Source organism: Paenibacillus chartarius, assembly GCF_042432825.1.
Lineage (GTDB): Bacteria > Bacillota > Bacilli > Paenibacillales > NBRC-103111 > Gordoniibacillus > Gordoniibacillus chartarius.
Genome location: NZ_JBHLWN010000029.1, coordinates 1 through 24,710, shown reverse-complemented (window position 1 = coordinate 24,710; position 24,710 = coordinate 1). Strand labels below are relative to the sequence as shown.

The 24,710-nt window shown below is 55.2% G+C and carries 29 protein-coding genes; 11 read left to right on the top strand and 18 right to left on the bottom strand.

What is annotated here, in order from left to right; all coding sequences use genetic code 11:
- Nucleotides 1-171 precede the first annotated feature (171 nt).
- Entirely contained in the window at nucleotides 172-393 is a 222-nt protein-coding gene (locus ACFFK0_RS07830; protein ID WP_377469519.1) for a YuzB family protein, read from the bottom strand.
- Nucleotides 393-695, bottom strand: coding sequence for an iron-sulfur cluster assembly accessory protein (locus tag ACFFK0_RS07825; RefSeq protein WP_377469518.1), 303 nt, complete (start codon nucleotides 693-695; stop codon nucleotides 393-395). Before ACFFK0_RS07825 ends, ACFFK0_RS07830 begins: the two co-directional genes overlap by 1 nt.
- A 157-nt stretch (nucleotides 696-852) precedes the next feature.
- Here ACFFK0_RS07825 and fosB point away from each other — a divergent pair, with 157 nt between their 5' ends.
- The 5 genes from fosB (at nucleotide 853) to ACFFK0_RS07800 (ending at nucleotide 4,016) form a co-directional block, all read left to right on the top strand.
- Nucleotides 853-1,281, top strand: coding sequence for a metallothiol transferase FosB (gene fosB, locus ACFFK0_RS07820; protein WP_377469517.1), 429 nt, complete (start codon nucleotides 853-855; stop codon nucleotides 1,279-1,281).
- A gap of 147 nt (nucleotides 1,282-1,428) precedes the next feature.
- A complete protein-coding gene (locus ACFFK0_RS07815) occupies nucleotides 1,429-1,794 on the top strand; it encodes a winged helix-turn-helix transcriptional regulator (protein ID WP_377469516.1) in 366 nt (121 codons plus the stop codon).
- Nucleotides 1,795-1,831: 37 nt separating this feature from the next.
- Complete coding sequence (gene map / locus ACFFK0_RS07810) at nucleotides 1,832-2,590, top strand: type I methionyl aminopeptidase (RefSeq protein WP_377469515.1); 759 nt, start codon at nucleotides 1,832-1,834, stop codon at nucleotides 2,588-2,590.
- A gap of 22 nt (nucleotides 2,591-2,612) precedes the next feature.
- Nucleotides 2,613-3,704 (top strand): sporulation integral membrane protein YtvI, encoded by a 1,092-nt coding sequence (gene ytvI, locus ACFFK0_RS07805; RefSeq protein WP_377469514.1) that lies wholly within the window; start codon nucleotides 2,613-2,615, stop codon nucleotides 3,702-3,704.
- A 132-nt stretch (nucleotides 3,705-3,836) separates the two neighbouring features.
- Complete coding sequence (locus ACFFK0_RS07800; RefSeq protein WP_377469512.1) at nucleotides 3,837-4,016, top strand: hypothetical protein; 180 nt, start codon at nucleotides 3,837-3,839, stop codon at nucleotides 4,014-4,016.
- Between the two features lie 65 nt (nucleotides 4,017-4,081).
- On the opposite strand, the gene ACFFK0_RS07795 is transcribed toward ACFFK0_RS07800, so the two are convergent.
- On the bottom strand, nucleotides 4,082-4,300 hold the full coding sequence (locus tag ACFFK0_RS07795) for a hypothetical protein (RefSeq protein WP_377469511.1): 219 nt from the start codon (nucleotides 4,298-4,300) through the stop codon (nucleotides 4,082-4,084).
- 235 nt (nucleotides 4,301-4,535) lie between these two features.
- Here ACFFK0_RS07795 and ACFFK0_RS07790 point away from each other — a divergent pair, with 235 nt between their 5' ends.
- Nucleotides 4,536-4,733 carry a DUF2524 domain-containing protein gene (locus tag ACFFK0_RS07790; protein ID WP_377469510.1) on the top strand — a complete coding sequence of 66 codons (198 nt, stop codon included), beginning with the start codon at nucleotides 4,536-4,538 and terminating at the stop codon, nucleotides 4,731-4,733.
- 98 nt (nucleotides 4,734-4,831) lie between these two features.
- Here ACFFK0_RS07790 and floT read toward each other — a convergent pair whose 3' ends face one another.
- The 10 genes from floT to ACFFK0_RS07740 all read right to left on the bottom strand — a co-directional run bounded on the left by floT (nucleotide 4,832) and on the right by ACFFK0_RS07740 (nucleotide 14,694).
- Entirely contained in the window at nucleotides 4,832-6,289 is a 1,458-nt protein-coding gene (floT, locus tag ACFFK0_RS07785; protein WP_377469509.1) for a flotillin lipid rafts scaffold protein FloT, read from the bottom strand.
- Between the two features lie 16 nt (nucleotides 6,290-6,305).
- Nucleotides 6,306-6,848: an NfeD family protein gene (locus ACFFK0_RS07780; RefSeq protein ID WP_377469508.1), complete on the bottom strand. Its 543-nt coding sequence runs from the start codon at nucleotides 6,846-6,848 to the stop codon at nucleotides 6,306-6,308.
- Nucleotides 6,849-6,980: 132 nt separating this feature from the next.
- A complete protein-coding gene (locus ACFFK0_RS07775; protein ID WP_377469507.1) occupies nucleotides 6,981-7,415 on the bottom strand; it encodes an Hsp20/alpha crystallin family protein in 435 nt (144 codons plus the stop codon).
- 855 nt (nucleotides 7,416-8,270) lie between these two features.
- Nucleotides 8,271-8,981, bottom strand: coding sequence for a FadR/GntR family transcriptional regulator (locus ACFFK0_RS07770; protein WP_377469506.1), 711 nt, complete (start codon nucleotides 8,979-8,981; stop codon nucleotides 8,271-8,273).
- 24 nt (nucleotides 8,982-9,005) lie between these two features.
- Entirely contained in the window at nucleotides 9,006-9,248 is a 243-nt protein-coding gene (locus tag ACFFK0_RS07765) for a hypothetical protein (protein WP_377469505.1), read from the bottom strand.
- A 442-nt stretch (nucleotides 9,249-9,690) separates the two neighbouring features.
- On the bottom strand, nucleotides 9,691-9,915 hold the full coding sequence (locus ACFFK0_RS07760) for a hypothetical protein (RefSeq protein ID WP_377469504.1): 225 nt from the start codon (nucleotides 9,913-9,915) through the stop codon (nucleotides 9,691-9,693).
- Between the two features lie 86 nt (nucleotides 9,916-10,001).
- A complete protein-coding gene (locus ACFFK0_RS07755; RefSeq protein ID WP_377469503.1) occupies nucleotides 10,002-10,898 on the bottom strand; it encodes a M14 family metallopeptidase in 897 nt (298 codons plus the stop codon).
- Between the two features lie 119 nt (nucleotides 10,899-11,017).
- Nucleotides 11,018-11,827, bottom strand: coding sequence for a glutamate racemase (gene racE / locus ACFFK0_RS07750; RefSeq protein WP_377469502.1), 810 nt, complete (start codon nucleotides 11,825-11,827; stop codon nucleotides 11,018-11,020).
- Nucleotides 11,828-11,930: 103 nt separating this feature from the next.
- Nucleotides 11,931-13,022 (bottom strand): polysaccharide deacetylase family protein, encoded by a 1,092-nt coding sequence (locus ACFFK0_RS07745; protein WP_377469501.1) that lies wholly within the window; start codon nucleotides 13,020-13,022, stop codon nucleotides 11,931-11,933.
- A gap of 373 nt (nucleotides 13,023-13,395) precedes the next feature.
- The gene (locus ACFFK0_RS07740) at nucleotides 13,396-14,694 is read right to left on the bottom strand and encodes an alpha-glucosidase/alpha-galactosidase (protein ID WP_377469500.1); all 1,299 of its coding nucleotides are present in this window, start codon (nucleotides 14,692-14,694) and stop codon (nucleotides 13,396-13,398) included.
- A gap of 197 nt (nucleotides 14,695-14,891) precedes the next feature.
- Here ACFFK0_RS07740 and ACFFK0_RS07735 point away from each other — a divergent pair, with 197 nt between their 5' ends.
- Together ACFFK0_RS07735 and ACFFK0_RS07730 are read left to right on the top strand one after the other, a co-directional pair.
- On the top strand, nucleotides 14,892-15,734 hold the full coding sequence (locus ACFFK0_RS07735) for an AraC family transcriptional regulator (RefSeq protein ID WP_377469499.1): 843 nt from the start codon (nucleotides 14,892-14,894) through the stop codon (nucleotides 15,732-15,734).
- Nucleotides 15,724-16,365: a GNAT family N-acetyltransferase gene (locus ACFFK0_RS07730; RefSeq protein WP_377469498.1), complete on the top strand. Its 642-nt coding sequence runs from the start codon at nucleotides 15,724-15,726 to the stop codon at nucleotides 16,363-16,365. The genes ACFFK0_RS07735 and ACFFK0_RS07730 overlap by 11 nt, the downstream gene beginning before the upstream one ends.
- Nucleotides 16,366-16,425: 60 nt before the next feature.
- Here the strand turns inward: ACFFK0_RS07730 and ACFFK0_RS07725 are convergent, their stop codons facing one another.
- The 5 genes from ACFFK0_RS07725 to phnD all read right to left on the bottom strand — a co-directional run bounded on the left by ACFFK0_RS07725 (nucleotide 16,426) and on the right by phnD (nucleotide 22,237).
- Entirely contained in the window at nucleotides 16,426-17,577 is a 1,152-nt protein-coding gene (locus tag ACFFK0_RS07725) for a glucose 1-dehydrogenase (protein WP_377469497.1), read from the bottom strand.
- A 16-nt stretch (nucleotides 17,578-17,593) separates the two neighbouring features.
- Nucleotides 17,594-19,624 carry a glycoside hydrolase family 15 protein gene (locus tag ACFFK0_RS07720; RefSeq protein ID WP_377469496.1) on the bottom strand — a complete coding sequence of 677 codons (2,031 nt, stop codon included), beginning with the start codon at nucleotides 19,622-19,624 and terminating at the stop codon, nucleotides 17,594-17,596.
- 170 nt (nucleotides 19,625-19,794) lie between these two features.
- Nucleotides 19,795-20,541 carry a phosphonate ABC transporter ATP-binding protein gene (gene phnC / locus ACFFK0_RS07715; protein ID WP_377469495.1) on the bottom strand — a complete coding sequence of 249 codons (747 nt, stop codon included), beginning with the start codon at nucleotides 20,539-20,541 and terminating at the stop codon, nucleotides 19,795-19,797.
- Nucleotides 20,541-21,275, bottom strand: coding sequence for a phosphonate ABC transporter, permease protein PhnE (phnE, locus tag ACFFK0_RS07710; RefSeq protein ID WP_377469494.1), 735 nt, complete (start codon nucleotides 21,273-21,275; stop codon nucleotides 20,541-20,543). The genes phnC and phnE overlap by 1 nt, the downstream gene beginning before the upstream one ends.
- 11 nt (nucleotides 21,276-21,286) lie before the next feature.
- Entirely contained in the window at nucleotides 21,287-22,237 is a 951-nt protein-coding gene (gene phnD, locus ACFFK0_RS07705; protein ID WP_377469493.1) for a phosphate/phosphite/phosphonate ABC transporter substrate-binding protein, read from the bottom strand.
- Between the two features lie 188 nt (nucleotides 22,238-22,425).
- On the opposite strand from phnD, the gene ACFFK0_RS07700 reads away from it, so the two are divergent.
- The 3 genes from ACFFK0_RS07700 to ACFFK0_RS07690 all read left to right on the top strand — a co-directional run bounded on the left by ACFFK0_RS07700 (nucleotide 22,426) and on the right by ACFFK0_RS07690 (nucleotide 24,545).
- Nucleotides 22,426-23,076: a helix-turn-helix domain-containing protein gene (locus ACFFK0_RS07700; protein WP_377469492.1), complete on the top strand. Its 651-nt coding sequence runs from the start codon at nucleotides 22,426-22,428 to the stop codon at nucleotides 23,074-23,076.
- Between the two features lie 320 nt (nucleotides 23,077-23,396).
- Nucleotides 23,397-23,873, top strand: coding sequence for a hypothetical protein (locus tag ACFFK0_RS07695; RefSeq protein ID WP_377469491.1), 477 nt, complete (start codon nucleotides 23,397-23,399; stop codon nucleotides 23,871-23,873).
- Nucleotides 23,874-23,894: 21 nt separating this feature from the next.
- Entirely contained in the window at nucleotides 23,895-24,545 is a 651-nt protein-coding gene (locus ACFFK0_RS07690) for a hypothetical protein (RefSeq protein WP_377469490.1), read from the top strand.
- Nucleotides 24,546-24,710 lie beyond the last annotated feature (165 nt).

The following is a 24,710-nucleotide window of genomic DNA, read 5'->3' as shown; positions in this document are numbered from 1 at the left end:
GGAGACGTTAAACCCAGCATCATGAGGATCGTCGTCGGTGCGCATATGCGCCGTCGATATACTTCTTTATGCGACAGGAAATTCGCTCGCGATATTAATGCAGCCTAGCCGTGAAGATCGAATACGGTTAAAAAAAACGACGGAGACGCTTATCGCAAGCGCTCCGTCGTTTTATTTGATATATTTTGCCGCCTTCTCGATGGCTTCGTCCTCGGTCTTGCCGGTGACATACCTGCCGTTGATGAAAATAAATGCGAAACGAGAGCAAGGGCCGCAATACGACTTGCAGCCCACCTTAATATCGGCGTCCGGCGCAAGCTTCTGCAGTTTGGAAAGCGTCGTCTTCATCCGCATATGCTTGCACTTGTCGCAGACCCGAATGTCGTTAGCCATTAGTGATCTCCGAGATTGCCTTTGCTCGGATTCGTAATCAGGAAGCCTTCTTCCGGCAGGTAAAAATAATCGATCCGTACCCCGTCAAGCAGCGGCTCGTTCTTCTCCAGCAGCACGTCGATTCCTTTGTCCGTAGTAACGACAACATCGTTGTCGGCAGCCTCGTCCAATCCAAGCGCATAGTGGGCGTGATCGCCGTGGCGATGGCTGACTTGAACGCGCACCTTCAGGCCTGCGTTCTCTTCTTTGTTCAGTTCCTCTTGCAGTACTTTTGCCGCGCTACGGCTGATTTTGACCTTCATGCGGACCTCTCCTGTATCTCACGTTATTGTACATCAATATTGCTTTTATCTATTGTAAAGAATTAGGGCAGCGAAAGCAACATGTCCAGAGGCTCTGCCGTATAGGATACTACATAAGGTGACAAAAAATACAAACGACGATAAGGAGACCCGTACCATGACGCTTCAATTAGGTCCGATCAACCATCTGCTCTTTTCCGTATCCGATTTGCAGCGCTCCATCGTCTTCTACCGGGACGTTCTGGGCGCCAAGCTGCTGGTCGAAGGCCGGTCGCTCGCTTATTTCGATCTGAACGGACTGTGGCTTGCGCTGAATGTAGAAGCGAACATTCCGCGCAGCGAGATCGCCTTGTCGTACACCCATATGGCGTTTACGGTTGCGGAAGCCGATCTGCCCGCCTGGGAGCGGCGGCTGCGGGAGCACGGCGTGAACGTTCTCGGCGGACGTCCGCGGGATGACCGCGATAAAGCCTCCATTTACTTCACCGACCCCGACGGGCACAAATTTGAGCTGCATACCGGCTCGCTGCAGGACCGACTGGACTATTACCGGGCGGACAAGCATCATATGAAATTTTACGAGTAGCCCCCATTTGCTTTGGCATAGTTGCTATTTCGCTTGCATTTCTTTACTATGGAAAGTAGCGTTTCAATCTTTATGTAATAGCAAATCGCAAAGCTGCTTACCTTATGGTAAGTAACTTGCCAATTCAAGCGGAAAGGAGTGTTCCCCATGGTCGCATTGAAGAAGGAGCCGCCGGCAGGCCCGATTCCGAACAGCTATGTGCCGCGTCAGCCGACCGTCATCGACTGCAACATTGAGAAAACCCTGGATGTCATCGGCGGCAAATGGTCGTTTCTTGTGCTGCGCGAGCTGTTCGGCGGCAAGAAACGATTCGGCGAGCTGCAGCGCAAAGTCGGAGGCATCAATCCGAAGTCGCTCACGGATACGCTTCGCCATCTCGAGGAGCAGGGAGTCATCGAACGCACCGCTTACCCTACCGTGCCCGTCACGGTCGAGTACTCGCTTACGCCTAAGGGCGAGGACTTGCATCAAATTTTGAAAGAAATGAAACTTTGGGCTGCCAAATGGACATGAATGTATGGAAGCAGAAAGGAACAGGTGAATTCACAGCATGATCACATTAAAAACAAAAGATGAAATTGAAAAAATGCACAAGGCCGGCCGGCTTCTGGCCTCCTGCCATAAAGAAATCCGCAAGCTGATTAAACCCGGCGTCACGACGGCGTATATCGATCAATTCGTTGACCGGTACTTGGCCGAGCACGGCGCCACTCCCGAGCAGAAGGGCTATAAGGGCTATCAATACGCCACTTGCGCCTCGGTCAACGACGTTATCTGCCACGGCTTCCCGGGGCCTTACGAGCTGAAGGACGGCGACATCGTTACGATCGATATGGTCGTGAACCTCGATGGCTGGCTGGCCGACTCGGCATGGTCTTATGCGGTCGGGAACGTCTCTCCGGTGGCCGACAAGCTGCTGAAGGTGACCAAAGAATCGATGTACCGCGGCATTGAGAAAGCCGTCATCGGCAACCGGATCGGCGACATTTCCCATGCGATCCAGACCTATGCGGAATCGCAGGGGTTCTCCGTCGTACGCGACTTTATCGGCCACGGGCTCGGGCGCAGCATTCACGAAGAGCCGCAGGTGCCGCATTATGGCCCTCCGGGACGCGGTCCTCGCCTCAAGGAAGGCATGACCATTACGATCGAGCCTATGCTCAACGTCGGCGCTTACCATACGAAGGTCGATGCCGACGGCTGGACGGCGCGGACGATCGACGGCTCCTTATCCGCCCAATACGAACACACCATTGCGATTACGGCGGACGGTCCGCTCATTCTTACGGAGCAAGACCCTATCTCCTAACAATCCGAGGTGTTCTTCGAACATGATTTTGTTTTGGCGCAAATATTGGCGCACCGCATTCGATATTGCGATCCTGCTGTTCACCGTTTATATTTTCATGCTGCTGTTCAGCTATTTGTATCGGATCGCGACGCCGATCTTCCTGGCGTTCGTCATCTATCTGATCATCGAACCGTTCGCCCGCTTCATGAATCGCCGCGGCATCAAGAAGTCGATTGCCTCGGCGATCTCCACGCTCATATTCGTTCTCGTCATTCTCAGCGCCTTAACGGGAGCCGGCGTCCTTATGGTATCGCAGACGATCGCCATATCCGCGAAGTTCGGCGATTATACGATACTGCTTCAAGAACAGATTGCGCTGCGCGCCGAAGAAATCAACGAGCGGTATCAAGCGCTGCCGGAGGAAGTCGTCAACAACATCAAAGAATATGCGGGCAGACTGGTCGCCTATTTGACAACGATCGCCAAGAACTTCCTGACAACGTTAGTCGGGCTGCTGACTTCCGTTTCTACCTTTGTCGTCAATTTTGTCATCGGCATTATTTTGGCTTATTTCTTAAGCATCGAGATCGATACGTGGAAAAGACTTGCCGAAGAGCGGACACCGAGCACGTTCAAGGCGGTTTTTCAGTTTTTGCGTGAAAATGTGATCAAGGGAATCGTCACTTATTTGAAAGCGCAGCTGAAGCTCATTTCGATTACGTTCTTCCTTATCTTCATCGGATTGCTCGTACTCGGCGTCAGCAATGCGTTTACTCTCGCCGTGCTGTCCGCCATCTTCGATATTTTGCCGCTGCTCGGCGTGCCTGTGTTATTCATTCCATGGATTTTGTACTTGCTCATCGTCGGCAACACGAAGCTCGCTATCGCGCTTACCGTGTTACTGGTAATTACCATGGTCGTACGGCAAATATCGGAGCCTAAGATTACAGGCGACTCGCTCGGCGTATCCGCATTCACGATGCTGTCGTTCATTATTATCTCGCTCTCCCTATTCGGCGTAGCCGGATTGTTCCTTGCACCGATCTTGATCATTACGATCAAGGCGCTTCTCGATCAAGGACACTTGCAGCGCTGGATCCGGCTTCCAGTCGGAGAATACGAACAAAAATAGCCCCTCCAAGGGGCTAGTGCGACGAAAAATTAGGCGCTTTCATTTTCCAGTTCCACTTGATTAACCTGACATGGTGTGTTATATTAAAAGTAAGCATTGCCAAGGTTTTATCAAGATGGAGGGTGATAAGACATGAGTGAGAAACTGGAAATTGCCCATGGAGAAGAGCCCATTACGGTCGAACTCACGCTGAAGGAAGCGCTGGCGCTGGCCGGCAGCAAATTCGTGCTCAACCACCAGTTGGAAACCCAAGCCATCAAGAAAATTAAGCGCTCTATCGAGAACAAAATGTTGACTGCGTCCGGCAACTAACCGGCGTCGATTGCACAAGAAGAAGACCCTTCCCCCGCTTGGCGCGGATGGAACGGGTCTTATTTTTATGGGCGGGCCGAGTTTCTCTTGATCATCCATGCTAATCCCGCTAACAGCAATGCTGCTGAAGAGAAAAAGACGGTGCCGAGAAAGCCTATAATGCTTAGTGATGTCCGAAGGTCCATTGCGTTCGGATCGGCCCGCACGTTTCCCCATTGCCAGACCGGCATGCAGATAACCAGCAGGATCAGCAAAACCGGAATCAGCTTGTATCGCTTGAACACTTCTTCGCCTCCCATGCGGAATACCGAATTTACCCCTTAAGAGCTTGCATAGGCGGCCTTACGTAATCGCACACTAGTCGGGTAATATCGTTCCTGCATTTTCTGACGATAAGGGGGGAATTCGGCAATGGCTGACAAACAGCAAGGACATGCCAATCAAAACACGACGACCCGCACGTCCGACAAGAGCGGCAACACCGACAAAGGCAACTCCAAATAAAGGAGCGTTCCCGAAATGATCGACAACTTGGAAAGCAGCTACGATTGCTCGAACGCCGGGGCCGATCTGCATGCTCTTAAGGAAGAGCTGCGTGAGATGCAGGCCTCCTCGCAGGGCCGTCAGCCGACTCTGGAGGAGCAGGAGCAGTACAACCGGCTGATCAACCAAATTTCCTTCATCGAAAATAAATGCTCCATCCCGCCTAAAGGCTGAGACGGGAGCATGAACCGAGAGCCCGGAACACGCGCTACTGCCGCGGACCGGGCTCTTATCGTTAACGTTATTGCGATGCTGGCGGGATCCGGCTTCTCTTAACGCCCGGACTTATTCGTTAAGTTTCGCATCAGCTGGTTCACGTCGATCCCCGACACGTCCTTCAGCATCTCCGGAGCCGTCGCCATTAGCTGCGTCACGTAGTTGGACACGCGGGCGGCGCCTTCGCCGTTGCCGGTATCGACGACGGTCAGCTTGTCGATCGCCCGGATCGGCTCGGCGATGCGTCCGGCCAGCTCCGGCAGCATCTTGACGATAATGTCGAGAACCGCCGCCTCGCCGAACTTCTCGAACGCCTCGGCCAGCTTCTGCTTCGCTTCCGCCTCGGCGAGACCGCGCAGCCGGACAACCTCCGCCTCCGCCGTACCTTTCGCCTTCTCGGCTTCGGCGATCGCAAGACCTTCCAAGCGCTTCTGCTCCGCCTGCCCTTTCGCTTCGGCTTCAATCCGGTAGCGAAGCGCGTCAGCCTCAAGCAGCTTGCGCGTTTTGTCCGCTTCCGCCGCCTGCTCGACGGCATATTTGTCGGCGTCCGCCTTCTTCTTCACTTCCGCGTCGTACTGCTTCTCGCGGCGGATGATTTCCTTCGCCTCCAGATCGATTTCCCGCTCCTTGCGCACGAGCTCGATCTTCATTTGCTCCTCGACGACGCTCTGCTTGGAGCGCGCCTCCTGGATTGAATAAGCCTGGTCGGCTTCCGCTTTGGCAAGGTCCTGTTCCTTCTTGAACGAGGCGACCTTCAGCTCTTTTTCCTTCGACGCTTCGGCAATGTTCGTATCGCGCAGCAGCTCGGCCTTCTGTCCTTCCTCTTCCGCTCTTGCCTTCTGAATGCGTGAGTCCCGTACCGCTTCCGCTTCAGCGATATCGGCGTCCCGCTTCACGGCGGCGATGCGCGGCTTGCCGAGCGCCTCCAAATAACCGTGCTTGTCGCGCACATCCTTGATCGTGAAGGAGACGATCTGCAGCCCCATTTTCTTCAGGTCGCGGGCCGCTACTCCCTGCACTTCCTGGGCGAACTTGTCGCGGTTGCGGTACACCTCTTCCACGGTCATCGAGCCGAGAATGGCTCGCAGATGGCCTTCCAGCACTTCCTGCGCTTCACCCTTCAGCGCTTCGATCGGCTTGCCGAGGAACTGCTCCGCGGCCGTGGCGACGTCTTCGACGGAACCGCCGATTTTGATAATCGCTACCGCATCGGTGATGACGGGCACCCCTTGTTCGGTATAAACCTCAGGTGTCGTCACGTCCAGCTTATGAGATAACAAGGATAAGAACTGCGCCTGCTGGAATACCGGTAAAATAAACGCGCCGCCGCCGCGGATAATTTTGATCTTGCGGCCGGTTTCGTCCTCGGAGACGTTGCGGCTGCCGAGGAACGAGCCGGTCACAATCATCGCTTCATCCGGCGACACCGTCTTATACCTCGCCCAGAACGCCAATCCCAGAATAACGAACACCGCAACGACAATACCCGGAATGATCAGTATAGTGGAATCCATAACTTCGCCTCTCTCCTTATGAGTTGAGTTCGTCTCCGAGCGGAGACACGTACAGCACGCGATCGCGCACACTTACGACGACGGCTCTGGAGCCGGCGGGAATCGGCACTCCGTCGAAGGACGCCGCGATCTGGTTCGTGAAGGAGGCGCCGACCTTGACCATAATCTCTCCATACCCGCTTCCGGGGACCGGAATCGTGATCTCGCCGATCGTGCCGGCAAGGTCCTGCTCGGAGAAGCCGGTCGAGTTCTCCCCGCGCTGCATCGGTCTGACGTACAGGAACGCGATCGCCAACGTCAAACCGATCGCTCCAATGGCGGATAAAATTAGGGCGGTTACGGGCGCCAGACCAGTATAACGGGTCAGCAGCAAGCCGCAAGCGCCGAAAGCGGTAACACCGCTGACGATGGCGACCGGCTGCAGGAACGGAAAAGCATGCGCATCTCCTGCTCCTTGGAACGCCGTACCGAAGGCGTGGCTGAGCACCTCGCCCATCAGCAGCGCCGCCACCGCGAGCAGAACGCCGGTAATAAGGCATATCCAGTACAGTGTGAGCATCGGCTGGATCGGTCACCTCCATGACAAATTGACTTATGCTTTATACGACGTTCGATTCAAAAAAGTTTCACTTGACAAGCAATAAAAGACTCCCCCGTCGGCGTAGTCGGTCCAGTCCGGGGGAGCTTCGGGTTATTTTCTGCGGTTTAAATCGATCGGGTGCCATTCGTCTATCGTCACGTCTTTCCGCTTCTTGAGTACGATCGTGACCAGCCCGTCATCGTAACGGATCAGGCTCGGTTTGTTTTCTACAGGCGCGGGCAGCGGAATGATTTTCGTAAAATGTTCATCATGCCGTTCGCTGTACGTTCGTCCGTAGTCGCTGCGCACCGATTGCTGCATGTGCAGCTTCCCGCGCAGCATCAAGCTTTGTTCGACGACGCGCACCGCCCATTGATGCTTGCCCGCCGCCGTCATGAGTCCCGGCGCCTCGATGACGACTTTCACTTTGTCCTCGGTCTCGTACACCTCGGCCCGCGGACCGTTGTGCCACAGCGCCTGCATCTGCTGAAAAAATTGATCGCCCGACTGCAGCCAATGCTTCATCCGTTCCCAACCGTCGAACATGTTCCTCACCTCATGAATGCATGGTCGCCTTTGGTAGCAAAGACTTGTTGGTAACAATGTACGCGGGCGGTTGCCTATTGGTGTGGGCGGGTGTGGTGGCGGGGGAGTGAAATTTGGGCTTGGTAAGGTGTTGGTGGGATAGTTATGGGGGACTTGGCGGGAAGGCTTGGTGGGAGAGCTTGGTGGGAAGGCCTGCCGGGACGCTTGATGGGGATGCTGGCGAAGGCGGTTGGTGGAGATGCTCGGTGGTAACGTTCGGTGGGATTGCGGCGGCGGTGCTTGGTGGGGACGCTAAGGAGGTGCTTGGTGGAGATGCTCGATGGGAGCGTTCTGCCGGATGCTGGCGGGAGTGCTTGCTGGACATACTCGGCGTGGACGTTCGGTCGGGGTGCTGACGGGCTCGGTCTGGATGCTAGGTTGATGTTAGCGGACTTTTACGGCTCTATTTGGGGGGTTCATACCCTTTATCCAAACTTAGCGGACTTTCGAGGCGTTATCGATCGCTGATTTATGATAACAAGGCAATTTTCGCCAATAAGCTTAAAAATAACGCCCCCACGATCCACTATTCCGGCAAGACTTCCAATCCAGAGCAAAATAGCGGTGTCAAAATCCTTTATTCCTTATCTAATGAGCTGACGTTCACACACCTACGTAAGTGCAGGCGATACAGCTGGGATCTGTTCAGCCCAACTATATCGCTTTTGCGGTGTATTGGCCGATAACCGATCACCGGCAGCAGCCTGCTGGAAAATCGCCCGCACTCTATCCATTTGATCAAAATTCATCATATTATCAGGTTATCGGATGAGTTGAATAAAAAAAGGCCTATTCTGCAAAAATGCGCAAAAATATCTACGCCAAATAAGCCGTCAGCACCTTCTCCACATGGAGCAGGTGGTCTTGCATCGCCTGCTGGGCCGCCGCCGCATCGCCGTCGCGCACCGCTTCATAGATCGCCGCATGCTCCTTCCAGAGCTGCCTGGACTCCTCCAAGCTGGCGTACATTTGCAGTCTTCTCGTCTCCCGGATCGCCAGCTCCATTTGGCCGGAAATCGTCTCCAGCAGCCTAACCATAATCGAATTATGCGTCGCCGCAGCGAGCACGCGGTGAAACTCTACATCGGCCCTCTCTCCGGCCTCTTCGTCTCCCAGCCCCGCTTCCATCGCCTCCAGCACTCGCCTAAACGCCTCCAGATCGGCGTCGTTACGTTTCAGTGCAGCGATACCGGCATTAGCCGTCTCCAATGCTTTTCGCGCCTCCAGCAGTTCCAGCACCGCTTGCCTGCCAAGCAAAAGCGACTCCAAATTCGGCAGCTTGACATCGTCCGGTTCAACAAGCCTGACATAGCTGCCTTCTCCTTGATGAATTTCAAGCAGCCCTTTAGCCTTCAGCGCACTGAGCGCCTCGCGGATCGTCGACCGGCCGACCTGGAAGCTCTCGGACAGCTCCTTCGTGGACGGCAGCTTGTCCCCCGGCTTCAGAACACCCGATAAGATTTGGCTTTCGATGTGAGTGGCGATTTTTTCATAAATTTTGCGGTTCTCGAACTTTGTGAATTCCATCGTCGTGCTCCGATCCTTCTGAAGTTACAGGTGCGGATATTTGCGTTCCATATAGGAAGCGAACCAGCCAGTCAGCAGCGCCGCCACCGCAACATCATCCAAGGGCAGTCCCGGCATCGCATCCGGAAGCACCCAATACAAGGCAACGGGGATGACGAACAGCAATTTCGTACGCAGCGGGACCTGATTCGAACGCAAAATCCGATATACTCGGCCGATCACCGATTTCCAGCGTCGCAGCGACAACCAGCGGCTCCATCTCGCCATTGTTCATCGACTCCTTCCCAGGCTCATATCAAAGTATCCGTAGTATGGACCGCCAACCTATCGGATAATCTGACGATGAAATCGGTTCAGCGTGCTCCTCATTTCGACATTCCCCCGGCAAAATCCTGCTGTTTCGTCAACATACCTCTTGAGAGGAACTTCGTTCACAGCCATTCGGCGCTCTGCGCAACCCGAAGGGGCGGGCGAAGATTGGGTGCCTCGAACACTAAGAAGCCGGGAAAGGAACGTCGCCCCTATCCAAGGGTGCCGGTCGACAGGAGAGAAGCGCTGTCCTTCGCTGCGATCCCCCGCAGGAGCGACCTAGATCCGAGGCGGATGGAACGTTGATGATTCAGAAAGCTCCATAATCGAGGCTAATGCGAATATAAAAAAAACCAGCCCCTCCCGCGCGTCAGCGCAGAGAATGGCTAGTTGCATGTTATTAATTAATCAGCTTACGCGTCAGAATGCACGGCACTCCTTTGCCCACAGCACCAGGTTCCGCCATCTTGGCCAAATAGCGAAGGCCCCGCTCGCATTGCGATTTGCACACCGCACATGTCGCCGAGTCCACGACCCGCATCGCATATTGAGGCCTGGAATGTCCTGCATCCTTCTTGGTTTTGGCATTTTTGCCGCCCTTGCCGCCTTTGCTCGCTCCCGCCATCGCTCGTTCCTCCTCCGTAATACGCTGCTTCTGCAAGCAGTATATGGTGGGCGGCCGCCTAAAGGTGCAAGGACGCGAGACATTTTTTACCGAAGCAGCTCGAGAAGGATGGACCGTGTATCGGCAATCAGACGCGGCAGCTGCGTTACGGGCAGCGGATTGACGCCGAACCCAAGCTCAATGGTGAAGCCGGGACGGCGGAACTGTTGAATGAACCAGTCCTTATAGCCGGCATCGCTGCCCGTCAGCTTGACGGCGGTATAGCCGCTCGCCGCGGCAAGCCGCTCCGCGAACGGCTCCGATTCTTCAGGCTCATAACCGCGGTAGTTCCAGTATATTTCTTGGCCCTGCGTATGCAAAGCCGCGACAACGTCAAAATCGTAATGCCGCGTGTACGCAGCCATCGCCTGCGCCTCGGGCTCCGTCAGCGGCGCTTCGCCGGTATAGTCCCGCGGGCCTGGACATGCGATGACGCGGCGGTCGCGCTCCTCTTCCCAATACGCGGGAAATTGATCGTTCAAATCGACGCCGCGGATGTTGGCCTTCCAGCCCGAGAAATCGGTCGTGCCGCCGTTCCAGATGAGCAGCTCGTTTCGGAAGGGATGGCCCGCACTTGCGCCGTGCAGCACAAGATCGACGCCGTCGGGATTTACCATCGGCACGGCACGAAGTGTATTCGCCATAAGCAGCCCCCGGGCGTCTGCTCCTGCGAATGCAGCTTGCTGCCGGGCGGCATGAAGCAGTTCTTCAAGCACGGTCATTAGCGCAAGCGAAGTAATCCACTCATTGGCATGAAACGCCGCGTTGACATGGACGTGCCTCGGACCGGAGCCGATCGCGAGGGACGGGAGCATTTTGCCCATCACGCTTGTTCCGATCGTCTCCGTCTGCAAATCTTGGAATGAATCCTCCAGCAGCTCGATGTCCCGTACGAGCCTTCCGTAATCGTAAGCCGCCGTCGGCTCCACTATGCGTCCTTCCATCGCCATCGCTCCCTCGTTATCGTGTGGCTAGCCGTCGCTACAGTGTATTCGCCCGCCGACGCAAATAACCCCTGCCGCATTGCTGCGGGAGGGGTTATCGGCGCACATCGGCCGCGGCGTCAAACGATGTTCGGCACTTGCCAAACGACCGGAGTAATGGAAATTTGCTCGGCAAGCCACGACTTGGCGATTTGCTGGAATATCTTCGGGTCGCCGCTGCAAAAAAACTGATGCATCGGGAGAATGCCGGTCTCCGCCAGCAGGCCGCGATGATACAAGACAGTGCTGACTTCACGCGCCGTTTCGTCGGCCGAGGAAATCAGCTTGACGCTCGGACCCATCACCTGACCGATCGCATCGGCAAGGAAAGGGTAATGCGTACATCCGAGTATCAGGCAATCCATCGGCACGTTCATGATCGGCTCCAACGCTTCCCGGACCACCGTCTCCGCTTCGTCTGCGCGAAACAAGCCGCGTTCTACGAAAGGCGCTAGGGTCGGGCAGGCCAGAGAGTGTACTTGGAGGCCTGGCGAAATGCGCCGCAGCGCTTGCTCATAGGCGCCGCTGCGAATCGTCCCTTCGGTGCCGATCACGCCGATGACGCCGGTGCGTGTCGACTTGATCGCAGCCCGCGCACCGGGAACGATGACGCCTACGATCGGAATATCGAATCTTGCACGGAGCTCCTCCAGCGATACGGCGGTTGCGGTGTTGCAGGCGATGATGATCATTTTCGGCTTGAATTGCAGTAAGTATTCCACGATTTGGCGGGTGAAAAGCCGCACTTCATCGGCCGGCCTGGGACCATACGGGGTACGGGCTGTATCTCCGAAGTAAACGACTTTCTCCTGCGGAAGCTGCCTCATGACTTCCTTGGCCACAGTTAGGCCCCCGACGCCGGAGTCCAGAATGGCTATCGCTTGCTGCACGGGTCCACGCTTCCTTCTGACGAGTGATGTTGGCATATCTTTTGTAGAATATGTCGTTGATAATGTTTAGGTTCGGGCGGTGCCCCAAGAGCTATATGATAGCTCATCTTGGCGGAGCCTGCAAATGGTCGACCGTATCGAATTCGTAGCCCTTCGCCTTGACCGCTTTGATAATGGCGTCGAGGCCCTCGATATTTTCCTTGGAGCCCTGATGCATCAAAATAACGTTGCCGTCATGCAGATTGCCCAGAATGTCGTTCAGCGGGTCGTCCGGGTGCTCGCGCGGCTCCCAGTCCCGCATCGCCGTCGACCAGAACACCGAAGTGTAGCCCAAGCCGGAAACGACGTCCAGCAGGTGACGATTGTAGGCCCCGTAGGGGAAGCGAAAATATTTCACGACATCTTTGCCCGTAATGTCCTTGTACAGCTTCTCGAAATCGGCGATTTCCTGCTTGACCTCATCGTCCGTCAGCTTGTTGAAGTCGCGGTGCGTCATCGTATGGTTAGCCACGAGATGACCGTCCGCTACGACCTTCTTCAGATATTCGGGGTATTTCTTGATGTTGTAGCCGGAAATGAAGAAGTTTGCTTTCACTTTGTTGTCCCTGAGCGATTTCAGAAGCAGCTCCGTATCGCCCATCTCCCCGCCGTTATCGATCGTCAGGTACACCTTCTTGCCGGTGCCGACCCAGACCGCCTTCTGATCCGCCGGGAACGAGCGCGTCTCCTTCGGGAAGTCGGGCACCTTGCCGGCGCCCTTCTTCATGTAATACCAGGACAGCGCCTTGCGGTCCTGGCTGCCCGCCGGCGCCGTGCCTGCTTGTGCGGCGGCGGCGCCTGCTGCAGCCGCGGGCTTCGGCGTAGGCGCCGTGGCGGGCGTCGGCGCAGGCTTCGCCGCCGCGCCCGCGTCCTGCGCCGCAGAAGCCGGCTGTGCCGGCGGCGCCTCCTGCACCGGCGCTTGCGCAGCCGGTGCAGGCTTTGCGGCAGGGGCGGAGCCCGCCCCGCCGCTGCCGCTTCCGGCGTCCTTGTGCGCCGGGGCCGGAGCCTGCGCCTGCGGCGCAGGCTCGGCTGCGTTGGACGCAGCCGGGCTCTTAGGTGCCGAGGCGGAGCCCGGCAACTCTACGGCGCAGCCGCCGAGCGCTGCGGCGAGCAGCGCGGCGGCCGTTATTTTCGATATCGCAGCATATCGGATCATATCGGGATCTCTCCTCATCGTTGGTCCAAACGCCTCCAGTCCGTTGCCCCGAGCCGAATTTCGCAGTAAAGCCGCCGTTATTACGCATTTGTCTATAAGGGGCCGGTATCTGACAGTAACGTCATACTCCAACAATTCGACAGATCCCAACAAATCCCTTGCTTGTTTCGGCGGAATATTTTTCCTGACGATATTATCACCAATACAGCGGCCTTCAGCAGCCGTTTGCAACTGAGCCTGTCACGTATGCATGGATTCGCAGCATACTTGCCACTTTGAGGCGCCCTCGCCGCCCCCTCACAGCAAAAAGCCTCACGCCATCCGCAAAAGGACGGCATGAGGCTCCACCTAACAGCACCTCGTCCAACAAATGTTACCTATACTTCGGCAGCCAATCCCCATGCGCCTCGATCATATCGTCGCACAGCGCGATAATGTCGTCGATCGACAGCTCCGCCGCCGTATGCGGATCGAGCATCGCCGCATGATAAATGTGCTCGCGCTTGCGCGTCATTGCGGCTTCAATCGTCAGCAGCTGCGTGTTGATGTTCGTCCGGTTCAGCGCGGCCAGCTGCGGCGGCAGATTGCCGACATACGTCGGCGTCACGCCGGAACGGTCGACGAGACACGGCACTTCGACGCACGCTTCGCTCGGCAAATTCGTGATTAGCCCTGTGTTCATGACGTTGCCGCCGATCTTGAACGGCACGTTCGTCTCCATCGCTTCGAAAATATACGACGCATACTCATGCGACCGTTCATGCGTCAACGCTTTATTATGAACCATGTCTTCCCGCATCGTCTTCCAGCGCTCGATCTGGTTGACGCAGCGGCGCGGATATTCATCCAGCGGAATATTGTAGCGCTCAATCAGTTCCGGATACGCCCGCTTGATAAAATACGGATGGTACTCGGCGTTATGCTCGGAGGATTCCGTCACGTAATAGCCGAATTTCAGCATCAGCTCGTAACGCACCATATCGTGGTGCTTTTCCTTCTGGCGCTCCGCCGCCCGGCGCTTGATTTCCGGATACAAATCGACGCCGTCCTTCGTCACTTCGAGCAGCCACGCCATATGGTTGATTCCGGCGATCTTCGTCTGCACGCCCTCCGTCTCCAGTCCCAAATCCTTAAACAAATGCGGCATGCACACCTGTACGCTATGGCATAAGCCGACCGTCTTCACGCCCCCGTAAGTCGTCATCACATTCGTCAGCACAGCCATCGGATTCGTATAGTTAAGGAACCACGCATCCGGGCACACCTCTTGAATATCACGGGCAAAATCAAGCATAACCGGAATCGTGCGCAGGTTGCGGAAAATGCCCCCGATCCCCAGCGTATCGGCGATCGTCTGGCGCAAACCGTACTTCTTCGGAATTTCGAAATCCGTAATCGTACAAGGATCATAGCCGCCGACCTGAATCGCATTCACGACGTATTTGGCTCCGCGCAGCGCGTCTTTGCGGTCCGTATACGCTTTCACCTCACAGCTGCTGCCGGTCGTCGCCTTCAAATTGTTCAGCATGTTCTCCGAATCGCGTAAACGTTCATGGTCGATATCAAACAGGGCCAGCTCGAAGCCTTGCAGTGCCGGCGTAAGCATGCAGTCTCCCAGCACGCTTTTGGCGAAAACAGTGCTCCCCGCGCCGAGAAATGTAATTTTGGACATAAATAAATCCCTCCTGGTCAGCTGAATGTAGGCTTCGCGGTCAACAGCCAATGAGCAGCAGCGGCAAGCCTTCTCATAGCTTCACTATACACCGGAGCTCAACTCCCGGCCTATGGACGGAATCCACTTTCGTATAGATAAATGTAGTTTTTGCGGTATAATAGCCGTATCTGGCCTTCAAGGAGCTGCGACCATCCATGAACTCTCTCGCCATCAATCCTTTCCCCAGCAAGGGAGAACTCGTCGTCCTGTTCGCCGGTCACGAGCAGACCAAGCCGAGCCATAAGGTCGGTCCGCAGGTGCACGACTACTATCTCGTCCACTACATCATATCCGGCCGGGGCCGTTTCCGTTGTATGGGACGGGACTACGAGCTCGGTCCGAACGAACTGTTTTTCATTTTCCCGGGCGAATTGGTTTACTATGAATCGGATTCGGCGGAGCCTTGGCGTTACCGCTGGATCGGCTTCCGCGGCGATCAAGTCGACCGGCTGCTGGCCGTGCTCGATCTGTCTCCTCATTCTCCTACGCTGCATGTGGAGCAGGGCCGAAGGAATGCAGCGTTATTTCTCGCCGCAGAACTCACGCTGAAGCAGGGCGATCCCGGCTGCGACATGCGGTCTGAAGGATACATGCGCCTCCTGCTCGGCGACTGGTCGCGCAGACGCTCCGCCGTACCGGCCTCCAAGCAGGCCGAGCATCCGGCCCGTCAGCACGTCGAACAAGCGATGCGCTGGCTCAATCTGCAGTATCCGAAGCCGATCTCCATTGAGGAAATGGCGCATACACTCGGCTACCACCGCACGTATTTATCGAAAATTTTCAAGCAGTTCACCGGCTTGCCGCCGATGGGCTATCTGCTCAAAATCCGTATGGAGCGCGCCGCCTCGCTGCTTCAAGAATCGCTCACCATCGAGCAGGTTGCATCGTCCGTCGGTTATCCCGATGCGCTCTATTTCTCCAAGCAGTTTAAAAAATATCACGGCGTAACGCCTTCCGAATATCGCGCCCAGCGGGCGGGAAGGCGGTATGAATGCTAACGCTGCGCCTGCGCAAGGAGTTGACGCCAACATGATCCGCGAAGAAGAAATATTCACTGGCGAAAGGGTTTCCCTCCGCCTGCTGACCGAGCAAGATGCCCCGCTGTTATACGCGTTCCGGTGTGAAAACCGCGCCTTCCTTCAGCCCTTCGAGCCGCTCCACCGCGATGAGCAGTTCACGCTGGAGCACATGCGCAGCACGCTGGCCGGCTGGACCTCCGACCGGCTCGCCGACCGCAGCTACGGCTTCGGCATCTTCGGCAGCGACGCCCCCGGGGAGCTTGCCGGCACGATCCGCTTGAGCGGCATCGTCCGCGGCGCTTTCCAAAGCGCCATGCTGGGCTACGCGCTAGCCGAACGGCACAATGCCAAGGGCTGGATGACCGAGGCGGTACGTCTCGTGCTGGGCATCGCCTTCCAGCGGCTGGAGCTGCACCGCGTGCAGGCGAACGCCATGCCCCGCAACGCCGGATCGCTTCGCGTCATGGAAAAAAACGGGTTTCGCCGTGAAGGCTACTCCCCGCGTTATCTGTGCATTAACGGCGTTTGGGAAGACCATGTGTGCTGCGCAATAACGGCGGAGGAATTTCCGCTAGCCGTCCAAGCCGCCGAACCGCCCGGCGCCTGGTAGAACCGCCATCCCATCAAGCCGATCACATCGCATCATCGTCCCGCATCTATCATCGGCTTCTCAAACCGAGAAGCTGTACGCCACATCTTTCGTCTGCGTCACAAGCCCGTCCCATTCCCGGACCGGCACGACGTCGACGACGGCCTTGATCTCCACCGAGCCAAATTCAAGCACGGGTACGTCTTCCAGCTGCAGCCGGTCCGTAACGATGCCGCGTAGTACATCCGGATACTTCTCTTGCATGAGCTTAAGCCGGTACAGCCCTGTCTCAAAATCCTTGCGCGACGCATTGACGGAGCCGAGCACGCATTTATTTTCCATCACTAGCTCCATATTCAGCGCGTCGACCGGCACCGTCTGCGACCGCTTGCCCGGCGTTACGCCAAGCAATGCAAGCACCCCGTTCGGCCCCAGCGCCCCCATCGCTTCGAAGGCAAGCGGGCTATGACCTGTACATTCCCAGATCATATCGGGACGGAGGCCGCTGCCGGAAACCCAATCGGCGAGCGCCGCCCCCTCCGCGGCTTGATGGTATTCGGCACCGCAGCCTCGGACAAGCTCCGCTTGCCGGCTGCCGGACGGCGATAGCGACCATACGTGCGTCTGCAATCCAAGCACGCGGCACGTCAGCGCCGCCAGCAGACCGAGCGGCCCGGAGCCAAGCACCAGCACCGTCTTCGGCTCCCAGATGAGCCGCTGCTGCACACGCTGCACCTGATCCCACACTTTCTCCACAATGCTCTGCGGCTCTGCCAGTACGCCATAGCTTAGCGCCGTTCGAGGCACCTTCACGACATAGCGGGCTTCTTCCTTGTAATATTCCGCCAAATATCCATGAGCGCCTTTAATCCCCCGCTCCGCGTAACGGCCCGTCTCGCAATAATCGGCGCGCCCGTTGCGGCAGTTGACGCAATCCGGCTCGCGGCAAGGCCGCCGGACAAGCGCCGTCACAAGATCTCCCCTCTCCAGACCGCTGTCCGCGCCGGCTTCGACGACCACGCCCAGCGATTCATGGCCGATCGTCAGACCGCTCTCTCCGGCAGGCGGCACGCCGTAGCGCTCGACGAGAATTTCCCGGTCCGTACCGTCCAACCCGACACACAGCACGCGGACGAGTACCTCGTCCGGCTCCGTCAGCACCGGCAGCTGCACCTCCGCCAGCCCGACGGACGGATGCTCTCCGGTCACATTTTCCACACGTACCGCTTTCACTTCCGTTCCCCCTTCGTTATCCAATCGGCTCAAGCACTTTCGCATCGCTGGCGCTAACGGTCTCGCTCGCTCGCTCGCCGCGCAGCTGCTTCCGTTTCGCCACATACTCCTGCGTCACCTTCACGAAGGAGGCATGCGACCACGTAAGCGGCGATACCGACAGCGGCGCCCCCGTGTACGGGTCGAGCTGCTCGGCCATAACGCCGGAAGGCAGCGTATGGGCGGCCGCCCAGCGCATTAATCCAAGCGGCTCCTGCAAATCTTCCTCCGTACGGGCGATGTCAATGAGATATTCCGCCAGCCAAAGCGTACATATAAACCACGGATTGCCGGCGACATGGCCGATATCTTTGCTGACCTGGTGGTCATAATCGTTCTCGTAGCGCGCTATGCCGCCGACATCGGAACGAACCCACAGCCTCGCTCTCAAGTCGCGCATCATCCGCTCAATCCGCGGATCCGCCGCATCGAACATCTCGAAATCAAACAGCGCATACATGCTCATATCCAAGCTCAGATCGGGCGCATACGCCTGCCGCCCTTCATCCCAATACAGCGCCCGCAGGAATCGACCGAGCTCCTCCGAATACAGCTGCCGCTCGGCGGCCCCCTTAACTCTCTCCGCCGTGTCCCGGTACATAACGGCTCGGGCCTTGTCCCCGTGCGCATCCGCCATATCGGCCGCAGCGATAAGCCCCGCATATACCGATGCCACGGTGAAGGCAAACACCCCGTACCGCTCCTCCCACAAATCGTAGGAAGGCAGCGGCAAGCCGCTGGCGTCCCGGTAGCGCACAAGAAAATCGGCCGCAGGAATAATGAACCGTTCGTAGTCGTCGCGAGATTCCGATACCGTTCCCGCTATCCGGTGATGATGCCACAGCGTATACACGACCAGCGCCGTCTCATCCTCCTGAATCGCCAGCTGCTTCTGGCCCTGGGCGTTCACCCAGGGATGCCAGCTCGACCCAGGCGATCCGTCGGGATTGTATTTGTGCATCAAATATCCTTCCGGCGTAAGCGCCCGCTTGCAGTAATCGAAAAATGCACGCGTCAGCTCGTGATACCCGGAGCGGTCCAGCGCATGCGAGATCAGCGCTCCGTCGCGCGGCCACATGTACGAATACGTATCCTTCGCAAACTTGAGAATGTCGGAATCGTTCGCGGCTATTATCGCTCCGCCGTTATCCATATTGCTGCGAATGACAAGCAGGCTGCGCCGGTACAACGCAGACAGCTCCGGCTCCAGCTCTGACAAATCATGCGGGTCGCGGGCCACCCATTGCCGCCAATACTCCAGCGCCGATTGGTGCAGCGCCCGCGGCTTGCGCGCCCGGACCTTGCCTTCCAGCGACTCCAGCTCATGCTTGCCGCGGGCAAAGCCGATCCAGAACCACGCCTCCCCTTCGCCTCCGGCCGGCAGCTGCAGCGTCAGCTCCATAACGGCATCGACGGAGCCCTGAGCGATCGGATTGCCGCCCAGCTTGCCGTCCTCCGCATCCCGCCACGTACCCTCAAGTCCGTGCATCCGCTTCTGGCCGATCGAGTAGCCGCTCGGCTTGCAGCTTCCGTCCCCGTCTCCGCAGGACAGCGACAAATACCGGTGACCTTTATAGAAAACAAGAGACTGCAGCTCCGGATCGAAATAAATCGTATCGCCGATTCCGTTGCCATACAGATCGAGGTCGAGATGTACATACAGCTTCACCTCGCGAGCGGCATCCCGGTTGTTTTTGACGGTTACCTTACGAAGAAACACGTCTTCCTGCGAGTCGACGGCATCTTGCAGCGCAAGCTCGATTCCGAACCCATCGTGCCGAATCCCGATATCCGTCGCAAGCGTATCTTCGGCATAGCTTCGCTCCACCTGAACTCCCGGGCTGTTCAGCCAAAAGAACCCTTCCGCCGACCATACCCCGAACCGTGACGGATAGCCCGAGCTTTGATTCTCCTGCCCTACATGCGGATAGAACAAGTCCCGAATATGCCCGTCCAAATCGTAATTGACGAGAACATTGCCGTTGCCGATCGGTAAATCTCTTGCCATTGCGTCCAAGCTCCCTTATCGTATTTACCTTACTTTTCCGAATGCATGCTGTAAATATGCGTTGGGATCGCGCCGGAATCGATCAACCAGGCCGCGCACCTAGGCAAACACAAACAGATCGCCGGCTGCGAGCCTGTAAGCTCTCAACCGGCGATCTGTTTGTTTACTCCTCAATCGTTGTCGGGTGGATATATTCGCTGCATCGCCGAATCATCCAGCTGCTCCGGCGGTCCGTCAAACACGACGCTTCCGCCGGCCAGCCCTACAATGCGAGTCGCATAGGCTTTAGCCAAACCGACGTCATGCAGATTGAGCAGCAGCGTCAACCCTTCTTCCCTGTGAAGGCTTTGCAGCAGCTGCATCACCCGCTCCGCCGTCACCGGGTCAAGGCTGGATACCGGTTCGTCGCCGAGCAGAAGCTCCGGCCTCTGCATCAGCACACGGGCGATAGCGACGCGCTGCTGCTGGCCGCCGCTCAGGGCGGAGACACTCTTGTGCGCCATACTCCCGAGGCCCACCCGGACCAGCGCCTCGCGCGCGTCGCTCCGGTGCTTGTCCGTGAACTGGAACAGCAGCGACCGCCACAGCGGCATTTCGGCAAAACGGCCAACGATAACATTCGTCATCACATCGAGCCGCGGCAGCAAATCGTAATGCTGGAAAATCATCCCGATCCGCCCCCGCATCCGGCGCAGCTCGGCTCTTCCGATGCCTGTGATCGGAGCTTTCTTCCACGAGATGCGGCCCTCATCCGGCTCGACAAGCCGGTTGATGCAGCGAATCAGCGTAGATTTCCCCGCACCGCTGCGGCCGAGAACCGCAACGAACTCGCCCTCGCGAACCTCCAGGTTGACTCCGTCCAGGGCAGGGGCCGCTTCTCCTGCGTAATGTTTGCGCAGCCCTTCGATCCGAAGCATCAGGCGTTCACCCGCTTTCGAATCCAAGCGCCCAAATAATCGACCGAAGTCACCAGCACCATAATCAGCAGCACCTCGAACGCTACCTTCTCATAGAAAAATTGCTTGAAATCATTATACAGCAGCTGACCGAGACCGCCGGCCCCGACAATGCCGAGAATGAGGCAGGTGCGTATGGCAACCTCCAGCCGGTAAAAATATTGCGACAGCACAAGCGGCAGCATCTGCGGGACGATACCGTACAGCGCGATCAGCGAACGTGTACCTCCTACGGAGGCGACGGCCTCCTGCGGCCCCTTGTTCATCGCTTCGATCATTTCGGAAATCATTTTGCCGAACACGCCGATGTTATGAATGATAAGGGCAAGCACCGCAGGCATCGGTCCCAGACCGAGCGTCGGGATAAAGATAAGCGCCAGCACAAGCTCCGGAACCGACCGCAGAAAATTAAACATGAACCGGAAGCCGTGATACACCGAGCGCAGCGGTGACGTATTCCGTGCCGCCATGAAGCTCACCGGCAGTGCGATGAGCAGTGCAACTAGCGTGCTGAACAAAGCGATTTGCAGCGTGATGACCATTTGCTTAATCGCAAACGCAGCATCGCTCGTATCGATCGGAAACCAATGCTCCCGGACGAAGCGGACGGAGTTGCCGATATCGCCGAGCATCCCAAGCTGAAAACGAACGCCGTGCCCCGACCAGATCAGGAGCACGACGAGCAAAAGTACCATCCAAACCTTTTTCATTGTTTTGGCTTAACGCGGCTGTCCTCGATCGCAGCTTGGCGGATCGCCGCATAATCTTCGTTCTTCGCTGCGGTAAAGGCGCTTGCACCGTTGAATGCGCTCAGAATGTCTTTATCCGTAATGGCGAACATCGCCTCTTGGATTTTCTTGATATCCGCTTCAGGCACGGTCTTCTCCACAGCAAACGGATATTGGAACAGCTGCTCCGATTTCCATATGATCTTGAATTGGGAGCCGTCGATCTTGCCGTTCTTTACCAGGTTGTCGAAGATCGCGCTGTCGATCGCGCCGACATCCTGCGTTTTATTTTGCACCGCGAGCGCCGTAGCGTCATGCGCCCCCGTGTACGTAATGCTCTTGAACTTGCTGTCCTGCTGCGACTTGAACAGCTCCGCTTTCTTCAAAGCAATCCCCGGCACGAGGCTGCCCGACGTCGAGCTGATATCGCCGAAGGCGAAGCGGATATTCGCCGCATTCGCTTTAATATCGTCAAAGGAATTGTACGGCGAGTCTTTGTGAGCAATCATATAAGAATAGTAAAATGGTTGTCCGCTAACCAGTACGGTAGCTATCGCCTTCACATCATACCGTTCATGCGCCTCAACATAAGTCAATGGACCCAAGTAGGCCATCTGTACCTTGCCTGCCCCCATTGCTTCCACGACCCCGTTGTAATCCGGGTACACTTCCGCCTTTACGTTTCGGCCCAGCTTCTCGGACAGAATGGCGGCCAGCTTGTCCGCTCCCGTCTTCATGTTCGACGTACCCGACGCCGGAATGACGCCGATCAGGAAATCTCCCTTGGCCGGTCCCGCCGTTGTAGACGGCGTAGGCGTCGGCGACACTTCTTGCTCTGTGTTGTTCGGCTTTGCCCCGCATGCCACAGTAAGCAACGCTGCGGTGAGGATGAATGTTAATACCAGAAATGATTTTGTTTTCCGGAACATTCCAACCCACTCCTTTTACTTGTATTTAGTTGTCAATGTCGACACCAACAATTACAATAACATAGAAGGAACGGATTTGCTAAATAAGAACGATTTATTTTCATTTACTTATATTCGTAATAATACGATATTCTTGTTTTCAATTATCAAAATATCGTTTACAATGATGAAATAGAGGAGGGATATCCATGACACAAATGGACAACTTCGGAAAGTTTCTTGAGGGTTTAAGGGGACGCATGTCTCTGCGCGAGGCCGCGCAGAAGAGCGGTTTGTCTCATGCCTATATACGGGATCTCGAATTGGAGAAGAACCGTTCGACCAATGATAAAATCAAACCGTCGCCAGAAACGCTGAAGAAATTATCTGAAGCCTACAATTATTCGTATACGGAATTGATGCGTAGAGCCGGATATTTGAGAGAATCGCTCAGCGACCGTCATCAGGTGGTCGACATCGACCTTCATCATATCCTGTATATCGAAGTCAGCGCCAAAGAAATCACGTATTACGCCCACGATGTCAAAGTCATTAAGAGCATCGAATCTTTGGTTGATTTTACCGAGTTTCTTGAAAACCTGGAGCGCCACGGCTTCAAGAAGCTGGACAACGACTTGTTCGTCAATCTTCATCAAGTTCGGAAGTATAATGATAGGGACGGCAAGTTATACTTCACTCCGGATGGTCAAGGCAGCAGCGTAACGATTTCAGCCCTTCGGCAGAAAAGATTCCATGACCTGATCCTCCGATCCGTCGCCCGGAACAACAACACGAGTCTTGAGTACAACTTCGGCCGAAGCGGTGCTGGCTCGTCACTGCAAACGGCGGAAGAACTGTAACGAACGAAGCCTGAGCGAGCGCTCGGGCTTTTTTTTTCAACTTTTCCCTTAAATTTATAGTCGAATCATGAAGGGATTTGTCGAATCGTGGTCGAATTGTAAACTTAGAGATCAAACCTAGGTTTACGTTGTTGTAAGGGGGAACTGACGTGAAGTATGTGTTGATTGGAATCGTTTATTTGGTTGTGTGGTCGACAATGCTGACATTCGCGTTGAAACTGTTTCGGTTTCAATTGAAACCGTACTGGTTAAATTTGATCTTTGCAACCCTTTTGTTAACACAATGTTCCATATTCATTCAATCGACGAGCTTGGTCTATGTGATGTCTTTGATTAATTTCATCATTGGAGTTCTTGCTTTCTGGCTCATACTGAGGATACCGCTTCTATACTCGATCATCATGATGATGATTACATTTTCTGTTTTCAGTTTAATAGAATACATAAGTACGCAGCTTTTCCCTAAATCGTTAATTACCTTTGTCACCGAACATAATCAATATCTTTTCTTTTGGTCTGGATTACTTATTTGCGTCGCCCAGCTCATACTTACCTGTATTCTTCATTTAACGCGCTTTGGTTTTAGCTTTATTCCTCAAAGCAAAATTCCTGTTCGTTCTACATTTATCGGAGGTCCACTTGTAAAACGATTAGTGATTTTTTCCTTTCCAATTGTTTTAGCCGGAAGTATCCTTGTCTTCTTATACCCAGAAGGATACATTTTGCATTCTATTGGTCTACTCATTATTTTAGGAGTGATTTTAAGAAAGTCGTTCCGCTGGGAAATGATGGACTAATTTGGTCGTAGAGGTGTTGGAATGGAGAAATATGTACTGATTGCTTTATCTTACTTTGCTTTTTGGCCGACTTTATTTTGCTTTGGGTTGAAATTGTTCCGTTTTCCAATTAAACCTTATATTCTACAGATTGCGATTGCTACGCTAATGTTATCTCAGGTTTCCATTATGCTGCAATCCGCTCATCTGGTATACTATATGGCTTTCACTCAATTTACTGTCGGTACATTGGCGATTTGGTTAATTTTTAGGATGCCGTTTATTTATGCTTTTATTATGATGCTATTTTCATTTTTGCTTCTTTCAATTATTGAATTTACTACAAATGGTCTTGTACCTCACACCTTTATCGATTTTGTAAATGAGCATAATTCCTATCTCTTCTTTTGGTCCGGATTGTTCTATTGCGGAGTTCAATGCTTGTTTACCGTGCTGCTGCATGTTACAAGGTTCGGATTTACGGTTATTCCAAAGTCTAAAAAGCCGCAGCGCTTTGCCTTTGTTGGTAGTCAAGCCTTAAAAATCAGTTCGATAATTGCAGTATTGATAATTATATCCAATAGCCTTCTATACTACATATATCCCAAAGGATTAGTCGCCTCTTCCCTCGTGATGATAGTAATCTTGGTGGTAATGCTACGAAAATTTTTTCGGTGGGAGATGGACGAATGACGATTCGGTGTTGTGTTTTATAAATTGCCCGAATTAGAGAATTATGGATAAGCTATTTTAGAGGAATTATTTGAATATATGGAATGGACTAAGAGGGGACTTTATAGAAGTCCGGTGATTTAAGTCAGTTGTATCCGTCTCTTCGGCATGAAAAAAGAGGAAAAC